Here is a 19968-nt window from a genome sequence, read left to right on the forward strand (position 1 = left end):
GGTTGGGATTACGCCACGGCGAGCCGTTCCTTGGCCAGCTTTGTGCCCTCTGCCAGCGCTTTCAGCTTGCGCCAGGCGACGTCCCGCCCCATGGGCGCCAGACCACAATTTGTGCAAGGGAACAGCCGCTCCTTGGGCACGAACTCCAGTGCCCGGGCGATGGTGTCCGCCACCTCCTCGGGGGTTTCGACCACATCGCTCGCCACATCGATCACGCCAACCATCACGTCCTTGCCGGCCAGCAGCTTCATCAGGTCGGGCGGCACATGGGAATGGATACATTCCAGGCTCACCTGGTCGATGCTGCTCTTGGCCAGCGCGGGGAACACTGCCTCGTACTGGCGCCATTCGTCGCCCAGAGTGCTCTTCCAGTCGGTGTTGGCCTTGATGCCGTAGCCGTAGCAGATGTGCACCGCCGTCGTGCAGGTCAGGCCCTGCGCTGCGCGCTCCAGCGCCTGCACACCCCAATCGGCGGCGTCCTTCATGTAGACGTTGAAGGCGGGTTCGTCGAACTGGATGATGTCCACGCCATCGGCCTGCAGCGCCAGCGCTTCCTGGTTGAGCAGCTCCGCAAACGCGAAGGCCATCTTGACCTTGTCACCGTAGAAGCGGTCGGCCACGGTGTCGACGATGGTCATCGGGCCGGGCAGGGTGAACTTCAGTTTTTTGCTGGTGTGCGCGCGCGCCAGCTGTGCCTCGAAGGCATGCACGCGACCCTTCAGGCGCAGGGCCGAGACCACCTGAGGCACCATCGCGTCGTAGCGGTTGTCGCGGATGCCCATCTTCACCTTGTGCTCGAAGTCGATGCCTTCGACCTGCTCGAGGAAGCCGTGCACGAAGTGCTGGCGCGATTGCTCGCCGTCGCCCACGATGTCCAGGCCCGCGTCTTCCTGGGCCTTGATCCACAGCAGGGTGGCGTCGGCCTTGGCCTGGCGCAGCGCATCGCCCTCGGCCATCCACTGGGGCCAGAGCTTGTTGGTTTCAGCCAGCCAGGCGGGTTTGGGCAGGCTGCCTGCGATGGAGGTTTCAAACATCTGACAATTCCTTTGAAGCAAAGAGGGGTGGGTGAGCATATTCCGGGACACTGGCCCGGTGATGGAAGCCGAGTATTCAGTGGGCGTGGGCAGCAGGAGCAGCAGCAGCCCATTGGTCCAGGACCTTCTTGTACGGCCTGATGAAGTGCTCCTGCGCAAACTTGCCCTGCTTGACCGCCAACTGGCTGCGCTCTGCCCGGTCGTACACGATCTGCGTCAACGAATAATCCTGGTTCTTCAGGCTCGGTTGGTAGAGTTTTCCTGCCGCTGAATTGGCGTTGTAGATCTCGGGGCGGTAGATCTTCTGAAAGGTTTCCATCGTGCTGATGGTGCCGATCAACTCCAGGCTCGTGTAGTCGCCCAGCAGATCTCCGTGAAAGTAGAACGCCAGCGGCGCAACGCCATTCGCAGGCATGAAGAATCGGACCTGCATCCCCATTTTTGCGAAGTATTGGTCGGTTGAGGACAGCTCACTCTGTTGGTACTCGATGCCCAGTACCGGGTGCTGGTTGCCGGTGCGTCGATAGGTCTTGCTGGTCGAAGCGCTGATGCAGATGACGGGCGGTTTGCCGAAGCGCTCCTTGTAGATGCTCGAGTTGGCGAACTGCTGGAACAGCTTTCCATGCAGGTCGCCAAAATCAGGGGGGGTGCTGAATTCCGCACGATGGGCGTTGTACTCAGGAAGCACCACGCTGAAGTCGTAGTCGCGCACGTAGGAGGAAAAATTGTTCCCTGCAATGCCATCGATGCGTTGGTTCGCTGTCTTGTCGAGGATGCAGGTTTTCAGTATCTCGATCAGCGGAAAAGCAGCATGGCCAGCACTGGCATTCATGCTCATCTCGACCGAGATGATCTCCAGCTCGACGCAGTAGCGGTCCCCCGTCGGGTTGTCCCAATGCGCCAGGTCGTTGAAGCGGTTGTCAATCATCTTCAGCGTGTTGCGCAGGTTCTGTTGCCGACTGGCTCCCCGCGCCAGGTTGGCAAAGTTAGTGGTCATGCGTGTGCTGTCCGATGGCTCATAGTTTTCATCGAAACATATGCTTTTGAGGCTGAAGCTGAGTTCGTCGTTCATGGCGGTCCAGTGGCTTGAATGGATGGAGGGGAAGGGCCGGTGCTTGTTTCAGGCCAGGACCACTTCGTCGGCCAGCGAGGACTGGGCGTGGCGCGCCAACGGCATGAGCGGCAAGGCCCGCTGGACGGCCAGTCTGGCCCGGTCGATCAGGGCCTGGTTCTGTAACTGGTAGTCCACAAAATCCTTGTCGGTCGCATACACGCCCAGCGGTAGCGTGCGCGCCTGGAAGAAGCTGAACAGCGGCCGCAGCTGGTGGTCGATCACCAGCGCATGGCGCTCGCTGCCACCGGTGGCGGCCAGCAGCACCGGCGTGTCGATCAAGGCGTCCTGGTGAACGAAGTCGAAGAAGTGCTTGAACAACCCCGCATAGGACCCGCGGTACACCGGTGTCGCCACCACCAGGATGTCGGCCTGCTCGACCGCCGCCAATTCCCGCTCTACGGCGTTGGGCAGTTGATCGCGCCAGACCGCGCCAGCGAACATCGGTGCCAGCTGGCCCAGGTCGATCAGGCGTTGTTCGCAGGGACGCTCGTCGGCGATGAGGTCCAGCAGGTGCTCTGCCAGGGCAGCGGACCTGGAGGGGCGCTGCAGCCCGCCGGAGACTGCGACGATGCGCAGGGGATGTGCTGTAGGTGCGTTCATGGGAGGGGATGCTAGTGGCTGCGAACCATGAAGTAAAATGGTCTTATTTCATAAATCCATGAAAACGGATCATCTGAATGCTTGAGCGCATCCACCTCAGCATCGTCCAGCAGGTCGAAAAACAAGGGTCGTTGACGGCCGCTGCAGGCGTGCTGAACCTGACCCAGTCGGCCCTGAGCCACAGCATGAAGAAGCTGGAGCAGCAACTGGGCACCGACGTGTGGTTGCGCGAAGGTCGAAGCCTGCGCCTCACGCAGGCCGGCCAGTACCTGCTGGCAGTGGCCAACCGGGTGCTGCCGCAGCTGGACCTGGCCGAAGAGCGCCTGGGCCAGTTTGCACAGGGCGAACGCGGTGCGCTGCGCATCGGCATGGAATGCCACCCTTGCTACCAGTGGCTGCTCAAGGTGGTGTCCCCTTATCTGGCCGCATGGCCCGACGTGGACGTGGACGTCAAGCAGAAGTTTCAGTTCGGCGGGATCGGCGCGCTCTTCGGCTTCGAGATCGACCTGCTGGTCACGCCCGACCCGTTGTTCAAGCCAGGGCTGAAGTTCGAACCCGTGTTCGACTACGAGCAGGTGCTCGTCGTGGCCAAGGGCCATGCCCTGGCTTCGGCGGCCTATGTGAAGCCCCAGCAGCTGACACAGGAAGTGCTCATCAGCTACCCCGTCGACATCGAGCGCCTGGACATCTACAGCCAGTTCCTGTTGCCGGCCGGTGTCACGCCCAAGCGCCACAAAGCCATCGAAACCACCGACATCATGCTGCAGATGGTGGCCAGCGGCCGCGGGGTGGCCGCCCTGCCGCGCTGGCTGGTGCAAGAGTACGCGGCCAAGATGGACGTGGTGCCTGTCCGGCTGGGCGTGCGCGGCATCGCCAAGCAGATCTTCCTCGGGGCACGCGAGACGGACACCGCCATTGACTACGTGCGGGCCTTCATCGAACTGGCCCGCACCGCAGTGCCTACGTCGCAGAGCAGGTGAAGCTCTCGGCCTTGGACGGGTCACCCGTGCCGTTGTGGCGCGGGAACTTCGGGTACTCGCACACCGGGCGCTGCGCCACGGGTGTGCTGGTGCCGGGTGCGAACTTCGTGGCGACCAGCTTGTCGGGCGCCGTGCTCTTTTCCACCCAGGCGTCCATGGCGGCCAGCAGGTCGATGGAGCGCGGCTCGGTGCCCGCGCCGTCCAGGTCATGCCCGTTGGAAGGCGAGGTGACCATGCGCGCAAAGCCCTGCACCTTGCTGGCGCCCAGACGCTGCTTCACCGAGTCGAAATAGTCCGCCGTGCGGTACACCGACACGCAGGTGTCGCCCAGGCCATACCAGATCAGCAGCTTGCCGCCGTTGTCGGCAAAGGCGGAGATGTCGGGGTCGGTCGCGTCGATCATCTCGGCAAGCCGCGCGTACTGCGTCTGGTACTGCGTGGGGTCGTGGCTCAGAACGCTGGCGTTGGGGTTGCCCTCTACCAGCCGTGCGGCTTCCGTCACGGCCATGTGGTTGAACGAATCGGGCGCGTCGAAGCTGGTGCCGAACATGTACGACTGCCAGTCCGAGGTGGACGCCCCGCCCCGGCCGTAGCGCGGGTAGCCCACCGCGCCGCGCGACAGGGTCACGGGCGTCCGGTGGTCGCTGTAGATGAGGCGGATCGATTCGATCTGCCCGGCGGTGAGGCAGGTGTCGCTGTCGGCGCCCTTGCACAGCAGGTCGGTGGGCACATAGCTGCAGGCCTCGACGTTGCCGATGATGCCGTCCTTCAAGCCATCCAGCCCATCGCAGGCGGCGGTTTCGGCTTTGGCGTAGAGCGCGATCTTGGCGGGGCTGAGCCAGTTGTCGCGGCTCTTGAAGATGTGCCGCAGCACCGTGGGGCCCAGGTTGACCTGGTGCGCCTGCTGGCTGATGGCGGGCTCCATGGCGACCACGCCGTCGTAGTCCTTGGGGTACTTCTGCGTGGCGATGAGGCCGGAGCGCCCGCCGTTGGAATGGCCCATGTGGTAGCGCCGCGCGGGGCGCTTGCCATAGAACTCGGTAGCGATCGCCGTGCCGACTTCGAGCACGAAATGGTTGGCGTCGAACGCATGGTTGCGCAGCGCGACATCGCTCTTGCCCCAGGCGAAGCCGCGAATCTGGTGGCCCGAGTCGGAGCTGATCTTCACGTACGCGTGGGCGGACGGCCCCACGAGCTGCTGGTACCACGGGTCGTCCGTGGGGATGAACCCGTCGAAGCCCCCGCCGCCGATGGTCAGCGTCTTGCCGTTCCACTGCGCGAGCGTGGGCAGCTCGACGGCCCAGCGGATGGTGGACTCGGCCGACGAGACGATCTCGCCGCGCACGATGCAGGCGTCGGGCAGCGTGGCGTCGGCCTTGCGCAGCTCGGTGCGGGTGACCTTGGCGCCGTGGGGCAGCGCGGCGGAGGTGTAGGCGGCGCAGGCTTCGGCCAGTGGCTTGGCGGCCAGGGGGGGGGCGGCGTCGCTGCCGCCGCCACCGCAGGCCGCCAACGTCAGCGCGGCAATGGCGCCCAGGCCGCCGATGGCCCAGGGGCGGTTGCGTGCAGCAGTGCCTTGGGTGCCGCGGGTGCGGTGGGGGGGCGCATTGGTGGCGCGCGGTGGGTTGAATGTCATGCGTCGGTCTCCTGTTGTTGGGGTTTTGAAGGAGCCGGGGTGCAGCAGCAGCCGCTGCAGCCATCGTTGCAGTACCGCCACCACAGCCCTTGTGGCTCCGGTGGGGACGATAGAAAAAGAGGCTGCGTTTGCAGCCTCTGCAAATGCAGAGGGGCCGGGAAACTACCGAGCGCTGCCGCCGGCCGACCCGCGCCACGGTCGGCATGCCAGGCGCCACGAACTTCACGAACCCAACGATCCCAACTAACGCGGCGAACGCGTCAAAGCTTCAGGCAGTGCGCAGCGCCGCCACCAGCTCCAGCTTGTTGCTCACCCCCAGCGCGGCATAGGCGGTGCGCAGGTACGTGCGCACGGTGGCGGGCGTGAGCCCGAGCGTGGCGGCGATGTCCTTGTGCGAGCGCCCCTGCGCGTAGAGCATGGCCGCGCTCAGTTCGCGCGGCGCCAGCGGCGACTTCGGGTGGCGCGATGCGATGCTGATGGCCACCAGCGAGCCGCAGGGTTCCATCCGCAGGCGGCAGGCCTTGCCCACGGCCACGGTGCACGGCGCGCGCGCAAGACCTTGCACCACGGCCGTCGGCAGCCGCGTGCCGGCCCAGCCGGGGTGGGCCTCGCCCAGCGCCAAGCTGATGCGCAGCCCCGCAAACAGCAGATCGCCCGAAGGCTCGGCGAGCGCAAAGCTGTCCCACGGGCGGCTGGGCGAATCGCTTTGCAGCGCCTGCAGCCGGTGGTGCCAGTGCTGCAGCAAGTGCACGACAAACTCGCCGAACAGCACGGTCTCCTCGTCAGTGAATTCGGTGCGGGTCTGCGGGCGGTACACCGAGACGAAGAACAGCAGGCCGCTGTGCGGCAGCTCGGCCGTGAGCGCCATGCAGTGGTACAGGCCATGGCGCTCGCTGAACGCCAGCACCTTGGCGTGTTCGGCGATGTCGCCGGTCACGTCGCGTTCGCGGATCACCACGCCGAGCCGGCTCATGGACTGGCGCGCGAACTCGTCCACGGCAGACAGTTCATTCCATTCCTGCGCGAAGCTCTGGCTCAGGCCCATGCTGCCATGCAGCCAGTTGCGAGGGCTGGTGTGCACATCGCCTGCCGACATCTCGCCCCACCAGGCCGAGTCGAACGGCACCAGCGCCTGCAGCGTCTGCAGGGCCTGGTGCAGCATGTCCTGGGGTTGCGTGTGCCGCGCCAGCTGCCCCAGCGCGAGCAGGCTGCGGCTGAGCGCCCGCACGGCATCGGGGTGCCGGCCCGTGCGGGGCTGGGAGCCTGGCACGCTCATCGGAGCGGGTGCTGCGCTGCGCGCAGCGCGGTGGGTGCAAAGGCCATGGCGCGGTCTCCTGGTTTTTTGGGCGATGGTAGCCGCCGCGCGCACGACGCCAGCGCCCCCGGCCCGCGCAGAGCGTGCACCCGCGCCGCCGTGCGCCCCGCGCGCCGCATCGCAAACGGCCTCACATCCACCAGACACTATATTTTTTATAGCGCCTTGCGCTTAATGGTTAAGCGCTAGAGGCCGATTCGACCTATCTATCGGGCCAGGCCATCCACCGCCTGGAACATCGACTGGCGCGCCTGGCTCACGATCTGGCCCTTCCACGCATCGGTGTCGGTGTAGAACGCGGCCAGCATTTTCGCCTTGATCTGGGCATGCTGCTCGGCCGGTGCCTCGGGGTGCAGGTTGAGCCACTGCTCGGCGCGGATCGCGTCCATCACCTCCAGCACCGGCACGGTGCCGTATTCCATCGCGATGCCCGTGGTCTCGGCATGGGGGCACTCGTCGTAAACGGAGTTCCACATCAGCCCGGTGAGGAAGGCCGACGTCGAGGAGCCGTCGTAGATGGACGTGACCGGCGTGGCGCCGCCGCCGTCCCACCAGGCACGGGCGCGCGCCACAGAGCTTGCATCGTCCTTGCCGGCGTAGATGCGCTCGCCATGGCCGCTCGGGCCCAGGCCCGTGTGCAGGTCAATCCAGGCGATGTGCGATGCGTTGGCGCCATGCTGGCGCAGCACCTGGCGCAGCGTGCGGTTGCTCCAGGTGGGCTCGGTGCCGCCAAAGAACACGCCCTGCGGAAACTCGTGCTGGCCCTGCGAGATGGCAGCCTGCCAGGCGGCTTCGCCGTGGGCGTCGATGTACTGCTGCCGCGCGGCGGCGTTCTCTGCCGAGGGCGGCCACTGCTCGGGCAGCAGCAGGGGCTGCACTTCGCGGTAGGCCTTGTTCACGGGCAGGGGTTGGGAGAAGTCCTGGAAGTTGCGGTTCAGGTCCACGTTCTCGTGCGTGAAGCGGCGCACGTGCGAGAAGCCGTAGGGGTTGAGCGCATGGATGTACAGCGTGGCCACGCCGGCGGCACGTGCCTTGTCGCGCCACTCTTGGTCGTGCAGCGCAAACACCTGCACGCCGCTGCCGCAGTAGCCCTCCACGCCGTGGCAGGCGCTGCTCACGATGAGCAGCTTCTTCGCATCGGCCGGGCCGTCGCGCACCACGTCCATGGCCAGGTCTTCGCCGTCACGGCCCTTGAGTGGGTGGACATGGGATTCGATGGGCAGGCCAGCTGCAGCGGCGCCCTCCAGGAACTTGGTGCGGGCCTGCGCGTAGCTCGCGGAAAAGGCGCTGGGGATGCCGATCATGGGCGGGGCTTTCAGAGGTCGGGAAGGGGGACAAAAGAAAACCCGGGGCACACGGGTCGCCCAGGGTTTCAAGAAAGAACGAAAAATCAGCGGCTGCAGAGCGGTGGCGCTCAGGCCGTCGCCGTGGGCTGGGCCAGCCACTGCTCGGCCAGCTTGACCCAGTAGGTGGCGCCCAGCGGGATCAGGTCGTCGTTGAAGTCGTAGCTCGGGTTGTGCAGCATGCAGGGGCCGCCGCCATGGCCCATCTCGCGGTGCGCGCCGTCGCCGTTGGCGATGAAGCAATACGCGCCGGGCTTGGCCTGCAGCATGTAGGCAAAGTCTTCGGCGCCCATGGTGGGCTCCTGGGGCAGCACATGTTCAGCGCCGACGATCTCGGTCATGACCTTGCGCGCGAACTCGGCCTCGGCGGGCGAGTTGACGGTGGGCGGGTAGTTGCGCACGAACGCGAATTCGCAGGTGGCGTCGTGCGCCGCGCAGGTGTGTTCGGCGATCTGGCGCATGCGCTTTTCGATCAGCTCCAGCACCTCGACGGTGAAGGTGCGCACGGTGCCTTGCAGCTCGACGCTGTCGGGCACCACGTTGGTGGCCTCGCCCGCGTGGATCATGGTGACCGAGATCACGCCCGCATCCACCGGCTTCTTGTTGCGGCTGATGATGGTCTGGAAGGTCTGCACCATCTGGCAGGCGATCGGCACCGGGTCGATGCCGGTGTGCGGCAGCGCTGCATGGCCACCCTTGCCGCGGATCACGATCTTGAATTCGCTGGTCGACGCCATCACGGGCCCGGGGCTCACGGCAAACGTGCCCACCGGCATGCCGGGCCAGTTGTGCATGCCGTACACGGCCTGCATGGGAAACTGCTCGAACAGGCCGTCCTCGATCATCACGCGGGCACCGCCGCCGCCCTCTTCCGCGGGCTGGAAGATCAGGTACACGGTGCCGTCGAAATTGCGGTGCTTGGCAAAGTGCTGCGCCGCGGCCAGCAGCATGGCCACGTGGCCGTCGTGGCCGCACGCGTGCATCTTGCCCTGGTGCTTGCTGGCGTGGGCGAAGGTGTTGAACTCCTGCATGGGCAGGGCGTCCATGTCGGCACGCAGGCCGATGGCCCGGCCGCTGGCGCCGCCATCGCGCCCCTTGACGATGCCCACCACGCCGGTCTTGCCCAGCCCCCGGTGGATCGGAATCCCCCATTCGGTGAGCTTTTGGGCCACCACGTCAGCGGTGCGCACCTCTTCGAAGCACAGCTCGGGATGCGCGTGAATGTCCCGGCGCACCGCTGCAATACTGGCCGCCTGGGTGACGATGGAGTCGATAACGTTCATGATATGTGTCCTTACGATCTCACAGTCTAGCCCGCTGGCCTGCCTTGCGCCACCCGGGGTTTATTTGCACTGCAACATGAAGCTTTCCCCACACGCCCTCGAACTTGCGCAAACCCTCGTACGCATGAACACCGTCAGCGACCAGTCCAACCTGGAGCTGATCCATTTCATCCGTGACCACTTGGCACGGCTGGGCGTCAAAAGCCGCCTGACCTTCAATGCCGACAAAACCAAGGCCAACCTGTTTGCCACGCTGGGCGAGGGCAAGTCGGCGGGGGTGATCCTGTCGGGCCATACCGACACCGTCCCCTGGGACGGCCAGGACTGGAGCATGGACCCGCTGAGCGCGCTCGTGAAGGACGACAGGCTCTACGGGCGCGGCAGCGCCGACATGAAGGCTTTCATCGGCATTGCCGTCTCACATGCGGAGCAGTTCCTGAACAGCCATGCACCCTTCGCCATCCACCTGGCCTTCAGCTACGAAGAAGAGATCGGCTGCTTCGGCGTGAAGGAGCTGATCGCCGACCTGCGCGACGCGAACATCAAGCCCCTGGCGTGCATCGTGGGGGAGCCCACCAGTATGGTGCCGGCCATCGCCCACAAGGGCGTATACCGCTACAAGTGCTGCGTTCGGGGCAAGGAGGCGCATTCGTCCCTCACGCCACATTCCGTCAACGCCATCGAGATGGCCGCCCGCGTGGTGGGCCGGGTGCGCGACATGGCAGAAGATTTTGAAAGGAACGAACCCCGCTTCGAGGGCTTTGACGTGCCGTTCTCGACCACCAGCGTGGGGCAGTTTCACGGCGGCATCGCCGACAACGTGGTGCCGCGCGACGCCGAGTTCCGCTACGAATTCCGCGACCTGCCCACGGCCAACGCCGCGCAGATGCAGTCCGAAGTGGTGGCGTACGCCAAATCGCTGGAGCCGCGCATGAAACAGGTGGCGCCCGCAGCCGGCTTCTCGTTTGAAACCATCTGCGAGATCCCGAGCTTTCTGGGTAGCAAGGACGACCCGGTCACGCGCCTGGCGCAAACCCTGTCGGGCGAGAAGAGCACCACCCTCGTGGCCTTCGGCACCGAAGCCGGCCTGTTCAAGAACGCCGGCATCTCCACCGTGGTCTGCGGCCCCGGCAGCATCCAGCAGGCGCACCAGCCCGACGAGTACGTGAGCCTGGAACAGCTCGGCCGGTGCGAGGCGTTCATGCAGGGCCTGGCGCGCACCACGGCCATTGGCTGAAACACAGACATTCGACAGACGGTAGACAACGCCCGTCCCACCCGCAACTGGCGCGCCCCAAGGCCAGCGCCACCGTGGAACTGGCTCCGCCAGGCCACGGGTGGCGTCCCCCTTGGGGGGAAGACGCGAAGCGGCTCAGGGGGATATCAAGTCCTCACTCGCCCATCACCGGTCAGCATCGACATTTCGACAAATTTCGATGCCGCATGGCTGGTGGCACTGAACGCAATGGGAAAGCCCGAGACCACCTGGTTGCCCAAGGACTCAATGCCGGCAATCAGCCCTTCGCGCGTGGGTTTTCCACTGCCCTGGGCTTGGCGCAGGCCCTCCGTGAACACCCGGGCTGCCAAGTAGCCTTCCATGCTCGAGTAATTGGCCTGCACCTTGTCGCCACCCTTCTTGATGGCTTCGAGAAACTCGCGGGTGATCTGGCGCGACGGCTGGTAAGGGGAAGGCACGACCTGCGACACCACCACGCCAGCGCCATCCTTGCCCAGCTCATCGGCCAGCGCCTGGGTGCCCACAAACGACACGTTGTAGAACGTGCCGCCAAAGCCCGCCTTGCGCGCTGCGCGCACGAAGGCTGCGGCCGAGGCATAGGCGGTGATCTGCACCACGGCATCCGGCTTAGCCGGCACCAGCTTGTCGACTGCCGCTTTCACGTCGGTCGAATTGCGCTCCACCGTGGCGGTGGCTACAGGCGCGAGCTTGAGTTCGGTCAGCGCCTTCGTCACACCATCGAGCCCGGCCTTGCCATAGGCATCGTTCTGGTAGAAAACCGCGATCTTCTTGAGTCCCAGGTTGGTGAGCTGGCGCACGATGAGCGCGGTCTCGTCATAGTACGAAGCACGCACATGGAAAATCAGCCGATTGAAAGGCTGGCGCAGCGCCTCGGCGCCGGTGAAGGGGCCGAAAAACGGCACTTTTTCCTTGGTGAAGATGGGCATCGCCGCCAAGCTGGTGGGCGTGCCGATGTAACCAAACAGGGCAAACACGTCTTCGGCAATGAGCTTCCTGGTGTTCTCGGCACAGCGGTCGGGCTCGTAGCCGTCGTCCATGGTGCGGATTTCCACCGTGCGCTTGCCCACGCCACCCTGCGCATTGAGCTGGTCGAAAAAGAGCTTGGCGCCCAGGTTGAACTGCACACCCAGCTGAGCGGCAGGGCCGGTAAAGGCGGCAGACTGCCCCAGCACAATCCGGCCTTCGCTTTGCGCGTGTGCCAGATGGAAGCCCCCGAGGGCTGCCGCACCCAAGCCCACGGAAAACTGCCTGCGCCCCAATACCGGTTGGTTCATGGTGAAATCTCTGCTCTTGTAAAAGAGGGTGAACCCTCTGCGCTGCCTTCAGGCAGCCTCTTTGGAACTGCGGCAACCTATGCACGCCGTTTCCAACCCTGCTTGCAGTTTAACGATCAACCCACAGAATGCACACGTCTTCTGCCGCCAATTCCCCTCTGTCTGTACCGATTCAGGTGCGCGGGGCCTGCCCGCACGACTGCCCGGACACCTGCGCTCTGATCACCACGGTGGAAAACGGCGTGGCCACCCGCGTGCATGGCAACCCCGACCACCGCCACACCGACGGCGTGCTCTGCGCCAAGGTGAGCAAGTACACCGAACGCAGCTACCACCCCGAGCGCGTGCTAACTCCGCTCAAGCGCACAGGCCCCAAGGGCAGCGGCCAATTCGCGCCCGTGGGCTGGGACGAAGCCCTGGACGACATCGCCCAGCGCCTGCAATCCATCGCCGCGCGCGCTCCCGAAGCCGTGTTGCCATACAGCTACGCCGGCACCATGGGCATGGTGCAGGGCGAGAGCATGGACCGGCGCTTCTTCCACCAGTTGGGCGCATCGCTGCTGGACCGCACCATCTGCGCATCGGCCGGCGCCGAAGCGCTGACGCAGACTCTGGGCGGCAAGGTGGGCATGAAGGTGGAGTTCTTCGCCGAATCGCAGCTCATCCTGATCTGGGGCAGCAACTCCATCGGCAGCAACCTGCACTTCTGGCGCTACGCGCAGCAGGCCAAGCGCAATGGCGCCAAGCTGGTGTGCATCGACCCGCGCAAGAGCGAGACGGCCGACAAGTGCCACGAGCACATCGCCCTGCGCCCGGGCACCGACGCCGCGCTGGCCCTGGCGCTGATGCACGAGCTGATTGCCCACGGCTGGCTGGACCACGACTACATCGCGCGCCACACGCTGGGCTGGGACCAGCTGCGCGAACGCGCCCTGCAGTGGCCGCCCGAGCGCGCGGCCGAAGTCTGCGGCATTCCGGTCGAGCAGATCCGCCAGCTGGCCCAGGACTACGGCACCACGAAGCCCGCCGCCATCCGCCTGAACTACGGTATGCAGCGCGTGCGCGGCGGCGGCAATGCCGTGCGCGCCGTGGCCTGCCTGCCCGCCCTCACCGGTGCCTGGCGCCACCGCGCGGGCGGTTTGCTGCTGTCGAGCTCGGGCCAGTTCCCGGCCCAGCGCGCGGTGCTGCAGCGGCCCGACCTGATGCCCCAGGCGGCCGCAGGGCGCGTGCCGCGCACGATCAACATGACGACCATCGGCGACGACCTGCTGCGCGAGGCATCGCCCGCCTTCGGCCCGAAGGTCGAGGCCGTGGTCGTCTACAACAGCAACCCCGTGGCCGTGGCCCCGGACTCGGGCAAGGTGGTGCGCGGCTTTGCGCGCGAAGACCTGTTCACCGTGGTGCTGGAGCACTTCCAGACCGACACCGCCGACTACGCAGACTACATCCTTCCCGCCACCACGCAGCTCGAACACTGGGACGTGCACCTGTCCTATGGCCACACCGACGTGGTGCTCAACCGCCCCGCGATTGCGCCGCTGGGCGAAGCCCGCAGCAACGCCCAGATCTTCCGCGACCTGGCCGCGCGCATGGGCTTTGCCGACCCCTGCTTTGCCGACACCGACGAGGCGCTGTGCCGCCAGGCCTTTGGCGATGCCGTGGACTACGCGCTGCTCGAATCCCAGGGCTTTGCCACCGTGGCCATTCCCGACGCGCTGTTTGCCGAGGGCAACTTTCCGTCACCGTCGGGCAAGTGCGAGTTCTACAGCGCCCGCCTGGCCGCCCAGGGCCTGGACGGCCTGCCCGACCACCTGCCGAATTACGAACTGCAGGGCACCGACGCACGCTACCCCCTGGCCATGATCTCGCCGCCGGCGCGCAACTTCCTGAACTCCACCTTCGTGAACGTGACGAGCCTGCGCAACATCGAAGGCCGCCCGATCCTGGAGATCCACCCCGACGACGCCGAGGCGCGTGGCATTGCCAACGACGCCGTGGTGCGCGTGTTCAACGACCGGGGCAGCTACCAGTGCCACGCCACCATCTCCCGCCGCGCACGGCCCGGCGTGGTCAACGGCCTGGGCATCTGGTGGCGCAAGCTGGGGCTCGATGGGACGAACGTGAACGAGGTGACGAGCCAGGCACTGACGGATTTGGGGCGGGCGCCGACGTTTTATGACTGTTTGGTGGAGGTGGAGGCTGTGGAGGCAGCGGCAATAGCAGGCTGACCGCGCTCTGCCAGACACGCAGAATGCTCATTTTTTGATAGCTTCTGGCGCTTATTGGACAGGCGCCAGTAGCTATTTTCACTAAAACCACCTCTCACTGCGCCTGCATGGCAGGGACGCGGCCTGCGTCCCCCGCAGTCAACGCCAGAAAGTGATGCACCACGGGCCGCTCCGCTCCCTGGTGAAACTGCAGCGCCTCCGCCTGCAAGTCCGCGTCCGCCTTCGAAACGCGGTGGTGCTGGCGCAGGTGTTCGGCCCAGGACTCGACCAGAAACCACTCGATCACGCGGCCCGGCTCGCCGGTGTGTTCGGCCACGCCCCAGGCGTAGGCGCCGTCGCGGCGGCGTTCCTGGGACAGGCGCTGCATGGCCTGCAGGAAGGCGGGCAGGTCGGGCTTGGCGATGCGGTATTCGATCTGCACCATCACCGGGCCCCGGTCGTGCGCGACGGGCTCGGCCAGCAGAGGCTCGGGCCAGTGGTTGGAGGGCTGCAGGTCGGCCTCGCCGGTGGGCAGCTTCACGCGGTGAAAAATAAGCGACGCCACCACCAGCCCGGCCGCGCCCATCAGCAGCGTGACCGGCAAGCCGGCCTGCCCCGCGATGAGGCCCCAGCCCAGGCTGCCGGCGGCCATCGCGCCGTTGAAGACCATGAGGTAGATGGCCAGGCCGCGGCCGCGCACCCAGTTGGGCAGCACGGCCTGGGCCACGCCGTTGAGGGTGGTCAGCGCGATGATCCAGCCCAGGCCCAGCACCAGCATCAGCGCCACGGCGGCCCACTGGGGCGGGGCCACGGTCAGCACGCCCATGACGGCAGCAGTGAGCAGGGATGCCAGCAGCATCAGGCCGTCGGTGTCGAGCCGCTGGCGCAGGCGCGGCAGCAGCAAGGCGCCCAGGATGGCGCCCGCGCCCACGGCGCCCAGCATGACGCCGTAGAAGCCTGCCGAGCCGCCCAGCATGCGGCGCGCCACCAGCGGCAGCAGCGCCCAGACGGAGCTGGCGAACAGAAAGAACACGGCCGCGCGCAGCAGCACCACGTGCAGCTCGCGGCTGGCGCGTGCGTAGCGCACGCCGGCACGGAATGCGCCGAAGAACTGCTCGTTCAAACCCGACGCCTCGGCCTTCGGGCGCTTCCACCACAGCAGCGCGGCGATCACGAACACATAGCTCAGCACATCCAGGCCGTAGGCCATAGCGGCGCCGAAGCTGGCCAGCAGCAGGCCGCCCGCCGCAGGGCCGATGGCGCGTGCGATGTTGATGCCCAGCGAGTTGAGCGCCACGGCGCTCTTGAGCTCGCTGCGCGGCACCAGCTCGGGCACGATGGACTGCCAGGTGGGGCCCATGAGCGCAGCGCCGATGCCGCCCACGAAGGTCAGCGCCACCAGCCACTCCACCGTCAGCGTGTGGGTGTTGGCCAGGATGAGCAGCGTGCCGCTGACGGCCGCCAGCAGTACCTGCACGCCGATGAGGAAACGGCGACGGTCCAGGATGTCCGACAGCACGCCCGCAGGGATGGCGAGCAGAAAGACGGGCAGCGTGGCGGCGGTCTGGATCAGCGCGACCGCGGTGGGGCTGGACGAGAGCTCGGTCACCATCCAGGCGCTGGCGACGTCGCGCATGAAGCTGCCGATGTTGCCCAGCACGGTGGCGGCCCAGAGCACCGCGAAGACGGGGATGGCCAGCGGAGCGAAGCTGCCGGATGCCGCGGGTGCAGGCGATGCCGGCGCTGCAGCAACGGGGGCGTGGTGATGGTGATCGTGTTGGTTATCCGGCATGGTGGCCTCCGAGGTCGTGCCAGGCGACGAGCAGCATGCCGCCCACCAGGCCCCAATGTTCAAAGAATGCGTTGGCGCTGCGCTGCCGTTCGCTTGCCGGTGCAGCCCAGAAGCGGTCTGCCAGCAAGGCTGCGAGCACGGTGAACCCTGCCAGGGCCAGCGCCCCCAGCCAGCGGTACCAGCCCGACAGGATGAGCGCCGAGGCTCCGAGCTGCAGCACCAGCGTGGCAGCCGCGATGGGCGCGGCGGGCGCAAGGCCAAGCGAGCGCACCTCGGCCACGGCACTCGCAAAGTCGCGGGCCTTGCCGATGCCGCCCTGCAGGTATGCGGCGCACAGGCACAGCAGCGCCAGCGTTTGCACCCAGGGCGCGGTGGCGGCGATTTGCAATGCGTGCGGCACGGTCACACCGCCCAGCAGGCGCAGCCCATCGCACCCCAGAAGCCCTGCAGGTCGGACACCGGCAGCTTGCTGCTCCAGGCCGTGGCATGGGCGTGGCCGTGCAGGTTGCAGTTGCTGGCACAGCCGCAGTTCGCCGCCGCGTTGCGCAGCACGGCCTGCAGCGGCGCGCCGTCCGGCCCTCCCTGGGCGCCCCAGGCGCCGTAGCCGCCGAAGGTGCGCACGGGCGACCAGTCGGGCATGGCGGGCGGCGGGGCCGCGTCGTCGAAGCGCGCAAAGTCGCCCACGCCATAGACCACCTTGCCGCCCACCACGGTGAGCAGGGCCGTGGTGTCGGCGATGTCGGACTCGGGGCAGGCGAAGAAGTCGCGGTCGGGCACGACGAGGTCGGCCAGCTGGCCGGCTTCGATGCGGCCCTTCTTGCCCTGCTCGTTGCTGAACCACGTGACGTTCTCGGTCCACATGCGCAGGGCCTGGTCGCGGGTGAGGCAGTTGCGCTGCGGCGTGAGCTGCAGGCCGCCCACCGTCTTGCCGGTGACGAGCCAGGACAGCGACACCCAGGGGTTGTAGCTGGCCACGCGGGTGGCGTCGGTGCCGGCGGACACGTTGACACCCTTCTCCAGCATGCGCTTGACCGGGGGCGTGGCCTCGGCCGCCGCGGCGCCGTAGCGCTCCACGAAGTACTCGCCCTGGTAGGCCATGCGGTGCTGCACGGCCACGCCGCCGCCCAGCGCCGCGATGCGGTCGATGGACTTTTCCGAGATGGTTTCGGCGTGGTCGAAGAACCAGTTCAGGCCGGCCAGCGGCGTGTCCTGGTTGACCTTTTCGAACACATTGAGCGCGCGCTCGATGGTCTCGTCGTAGGTGGCGTGCATGCGCCAGGGCCAGCGGTTCTGCGCGAGGATGCGCACCACCTCTTCCAGCTCGCCTTCCATGCCGGGGGCGAGCTCGGGCTGGGGCTGGCGGAAGTCCTCGAAGTCGGCGGCGGAGAACACCAGCATCTCGCCCGCGCCGTTGTGGCGAAAGTAGTCCGTGCCCTGCTTGTACTGCGACGTGGCCGTCCAGTTCAGGAAGTCTTCCTTCTCGTGCTGGGGCTTTTGCGTGAACAGGTTGTAGGCCAGGCGGATGGTGAGCTGGTCGGCATCGGCCAGCTCCTGGATCACGTCGTAGTCATCCGGGTAGTTCTGCATGCCGCCGCCCGCGTCGATGGCGCCGGTCACGCCCAGGCGGTTGAGCTCGCGCATGAAGTGGCGCGTGGAGTTGACCTGGTAGTCGTGCGGCAGCTTGGGGCCCTTGGCCAGCGTGGCATACAGGATGGCCGCATTGGGCTTGGCCAGCAGCAGGCCCGTAGGGTTGCCCGCGCTGTCGCGCACGATCTCGCCACCGGGTGGCGCGGGCGTGTCCTTGCCATAGCCCACGGCGCGCAGCGCGGCGCCGTTGAGCAATGCGCGGTCGTACAGGTGCAGGATGAACACGGGCGTGTCCGGCGCCGCGGCGTTCAGCTCGGCCAGCGTGGGCAGGCGCTTTTCCGCAAACTGGTGCTCGGTGAAGCCGCCCACCACGCGCACCCATTGCGGCGCGGGCGTCACCGCGACCTGCGCTTTGAGCATGGCCATGGCGTCGGCCAGGCTGCGCACCCCGTCCCACCGCAGCTCCATGTTGAAGTTGAGGCCGCCACGGATGATGTGCAGGTGGTTGTCGATGAGCCCCGGCAGCACGCTGCGCCCGCCCAGGTCGATGACCCGCGTGCCCGCACCGGCCAGCGCCATCACTTCGCGGTCGTCACCCACCTTGGTGAAGCGCCCTTGCGCAATGGCCACCGCACTGGCCGTGGGGTTGGCGCGGTCCAGCGTGGTGAAGCGGCCGTTGCACAGGATGAGGTCAGGGGTGATGGCGGGTTGGGTCATGGTGTTCAGGCCTTCAAGAATTTCAGCAATGGCAGAGCGCAAAAAGGGTGCAGTGGCCGTAGCGAGCGGCCCTAGCCTGCATCGAGGACCGCAGCCGTACTCTCGTACGGTGAGGACCACAGGTGCGGTATCCGGCCGCGCAGTAGGCTGATGCGCCCTTTTTAACCTTCGTGGGCGTTGAACATGGTTTTGGCGTAGGTGATGCCCAGGCCATAGCCGCCGCCGAACTTCTTGGCGATGCCCGTCGTCATGTCGTACGTCTCGCCCCGCGCCCAGTCGCGCTGCAGCTCCAGCAGGTACTGCAGGGCCGTGATGGGCCGCGCGCCGGCCTGCACCATGCGCTCCATGGCGCGGTTGTGGGCTTCGGCCGAGATGTCACCGCTGGCGTCGGCGATCACATACACCTCGAAGCCCTGGTCCAGCGCCGACAGCGCCGGGCCCACGATGCACACGCTGGTCCACAGGCCGGCCAGCACGATGCGCGGCTTGCCGATGGCGTTGACCCGGGCGATCACGGCCTCGTCTTCCCAGGTGTTCATGGAGGTACGGTCCAGCAGCGCCTGGCCAGGGAACGGCGCGGTCACTTCCTCGAACATGGGGCCGCTGAAGCTCTTTTCGGCCACGGTGGTGAGGATGGTGGAGACACCAAACCCGGCGGCTGCGCTGGCCACCAGGCCGGCGTTGGAGCGCAGCGTGATCGCGTCGATGGAGTGCGTGGCAAAGGCCATCTGCGACTGGAAGTCGATCATGACCAGGGTGTGGTCGTCGGCGTTCAGCAGCGTGGCGCCGGGCTTGGCGTAGGCGACGGGGCGGGCGGTGGTGTTGGCAGTCGTGGTGTTGGCGTGGGTCATGGTGAGCTCCCTGGAATTTTGAAGATGAGGTAGTACGTCGAGAGGAACAAAAACGAGACGAGGCAATGCGGCGGGCCGGGGCGCAAGGGATGGGCGGCATCGCCCACCCACCCGCACCTCAGGGTGCCCATTCGCTCAGTGCGGCATCGTGGGCAGCTCGTTCGGCCGCAGGTCGAACACCAGCACCTCGGCGCCTTCGCCGTGGGCAAAGCGCAGGGCCCCGGCGTCGCGGATGCGGGCGCCGTCGCCTTCGGACAGCCGCTCGCCGTTCACCTCCAGGCTGCCGCGGGCCACGTGCACATACACGTTGCGGCCCGGGCCCACGTCCAGATCGGCCGCTTCTTCGCTGCCGTTGAACAAGCCGGCATAGACCCGGGCGTCCTGGTGCACGGCCAGCGATCCGTCGGCCCCTTCGGGCGAGATGATCTGGCGCAGGCGGCCTCGCTTGTCGGCCTCGCTGAAGTGCACCTGCTGGTAGCGGGGCGCGGCGCCGCGATGGCCGGGCACGATCCAGATCTGCAGGAAGTGCACGGGCTCTTCGCTGGAGTGGTTGAACTCGCTGTGGCGCACGCCGGTGCCGGCGCTCATCATCTGCACGTCGCCGGGGCGGATGACCGAGCCGGTGCCCATGGAGTCCTTGTGCTCCAGCGCGCCTTCCAGCACGTACGAGAAGATTTCCATGTCACGGTGCGGGTGGGTGCCGAAGCCCTTGCCCGGGGCCACGCGGTCGTCGTTGATGACCAGCAGGTCGGAAAAGCCTTGCTGGTTGGCGTCGTGGTAGTGGCCGAACGAGAAGGTGTGGCGCGAATGGAGCCAGCCGTGGTTGGCGTTGCCGCGGTGTTGGGATTTGCGGATGTCGAGCATGGTGTCTTCCTTTCAATGTCTGTCGATGATTTTCACACTGGGTGGGCGGTTTGAAATCTGCTGGATTTCATTGGTCTTCAGTGCTGCGATGGATGAAGTATCCTGCGCATGGCAGG

General features: G+C 66.5%; 16 protein-coding genes. 3 read left to right on the forward strand and 13 right to left on the reverse strand.

Translation table 11 applies throughout. From position 1 onward, the window contains the following. Positions 1–8: 8 nt before the first annotated feature. The 3 genes from ASE52_RS23000 to msuE form a co-directional block, all read right to left on the reverse strand. On the reverse strand, positions 9–1034 hold the full coding sequence (locus ASE52_RS23000) for a methionine synthase (protein ID WP_057229497.1): 1026 nt from the start codon (positions 1032–1034) through the stop codon (positions 9–11). A gap of 76 nt (positions 1035–1110) precedes the next feature. Beyond that, on the reverse strand, positions 1111–2106 hold the full coding sequence (locus ASE52_RS23005) for a DUF1852 domain-containing protein (protein WP_057229499.1): 996 nt from the start codon (positions 2104–2106) through the stop codon (positions 1111–1113). Positions 2107–2154: 48 nt separating this feature from the next. Continuing rightward, entirely contained in the window at positions 2155–2748 is a 594-nt protein-coding gene (gene msuE, locus ASE52_RS23010; RefSeq protein WP_057229501.1) for an FMN reductase, read from the reverse strand. 77 nt (positions 2749–2825) lie between these two features. Here msuE and ASE52_RS23015 point away from each other — a divergent pair, with 77 nt between their 5' ends. After that, the gene (locus tag ASE52_RS23015) at positions 2826–3728 is read left to right on the forward strand and encodes a LysR family transcriptional regulator (protein ID WP_010462941.1); all 903 of its coding nucleotides are present in this window, start codon (positions 2826–2828) and stop codon (positions 3726–3728) included. Here ASE52_RS23015 and ASE52_RS23020 read toward each other — a convergent pair. The 4 genes from ASE52_RS23020 to ASE52_RS23035 form a co-directional block, all read right to left on the reverse strand. Further along, positions 3709–5361, reverse strand: a complete 1653-nt coding sequence (locus tag ASE52_RS23020; RefSeq protein WP_057229503.1) for a tannase/feruloyl esterase family alpha/beta hydrolase — start codon at positions 5359–5361, stop codon at positions 3709–3711. The genes ASE52_RS23015 and ASE52_RS23020 overlap by 20 nt on opposite strands. Positions 5362–5629: 268 nt before the next feature. Then, positions 5630–6637 (reverse strand): helix-turn-helix transcriptional regulator, encoded by a 1008-nt coding sequence (locus ASE52_RS23025; RefSeq protein ID WP_057229505.1) that lies wholly within the window; start codon positions 6635–6637, stop codon positions 5630–5632. 245 nt (positions 6638–6882) lie between these two features. Then, positions 6883–7980 carry a M14 family metallopeptidase gene (locus ASE52_RS23030; RefSeq protein WP_057229507.1) on the reverse strand — a complete coding sequence of 366 codons (1098 nt, stop codon included), beginning with the start codon at positions 7978–7980 and terminating at the stop codon, positions 6883–6885. Between the two features lie 110 nt (positions 7981–8090). After that, positions 8091–9302, reverse strand: a complete 1212-nt coding sequence (locus tag ASE52_RS23035; protein ID WP_057229508.1) for a M20 aminoacylase family protein — start codon at positions 9300–9302, stop codon at positions 8091–8093. Between the two features lie 76 nt (positions 9303–9378). Here ASE52_RS23035 and argE point away from each other — a divergent pair, with 76 nt between their 5' ends. Next, on the forward strand, positions 9379–10539 hold the full coding sequence (argE, locus tag ASE52_RS23040) for an acetylornithine deacetylase (RefSeq protein WP_057229510.1): 1161 nt from the start codon (positions 9379–9381) through the stop codon (positions 10537–10539). A 146-nt stretch (positions 10540–10685) separates the two neighbouring features. Here argE and ASE52_RS23045 read toward each other — a convergent pair whose 3' ends face one another. Next, positions 10686–11834 (reverse strand): ABC transporter substrate-binding protein, encoded by a 1149-nt coding sequence (locus ASE52_RS23045; protein WP_010462952.1) that lies wholly within the window; start codon positions 11832–11834, stop codon positions 10686–10688. A gap of 128 nt (positions 11835–11962) precedes the next feature. Between ASE52_RS23045 and ASE52_RS23050 the strand changes: the two genes are divergently transcribed. Next, positions 11963–14062: a molybdopterin oxidoreductase family protein gene (locus tag ASE52_RS23050; protein ID WP_057229512.1), complete on the forward strand. Its 2100-nt coding sequence runs from the start codon at positions 11963–11965 to the stop codon at positions 14060–14062. Between the two features lie 94 nt (positions 14063–14156). On the opposite strand, the gene ASE52_RS23055 is transcribed toward ASE52_RS23050, so the two are convergent. From ASE52_RS23055 to ASE52_RS23075, 5 genes are all read right to left on the reverse strand, one after another. Beyond that, positions 14157–15833, reverse strand: a complete 1677-nt coding sequence (locus tag ASE52_RS23055) for an MFS transporter (protein WP_057229514.1) — start codon at positions 15831–15833, stop codon at positions 14157–14159. Next, a complete protein-coding gene (locus ASE52_RS23060) occupies positions 15823–16233 on the reverse strand; it encodes a DoxX family protein (protein ID WP_057229716.1) in 411 nt (136 codons plus the stop codon). The genes ASE52_RS23055 and ASE52_RS23060 overlap by 11 nt, the downstream gene beginning before the upstream one ends. Positions 16234–16235: 2 nt before the next feature. Then, positions 16236–18137, reverse strand: a complete 1902-nt coding sequence (locus ASE52_RS23065; protein WP_057229515.1) for an amidohydrolase — start codon at positions 18135–18137, stop codon at positions 16236–16238. 161 nt (positions 18138–18298) lie between these two features. Next, positions 18299–18988: a hydrolase gene (locus ASE52_RS23070; protein WP_057229517.1), complete on the reverse strand. Its 690-nt coding sequence runs from the start codon at positions 18986–18988 to the stop codon at positions 18299–18301. A gap of 135 nt (positions 18989–19123) precedes the next feature. Further along, positions 19124–19852 (reverse strand): pirin family protein, encoded by a 729-nt coding sequence (locus tag ASE52_RS23075; RefSeq protein WP_057229519.1) that lies wholly within the window; start codon positions 19850–19852, stop codon positions 19124–19126. Between the last annotated feature and the right edge of the window lie 116 nt (positions 19853–19968).

This window comes from Acidovorax sp. Root275, assembly GCF_001428965.1.
Classification (GTDB): Bacteria; Pseudomonadota; Gammaproteobacteria; order Burkholderiales; family Burkholderiaceae_C; genus Acidovorax; species Acidovorax radicis.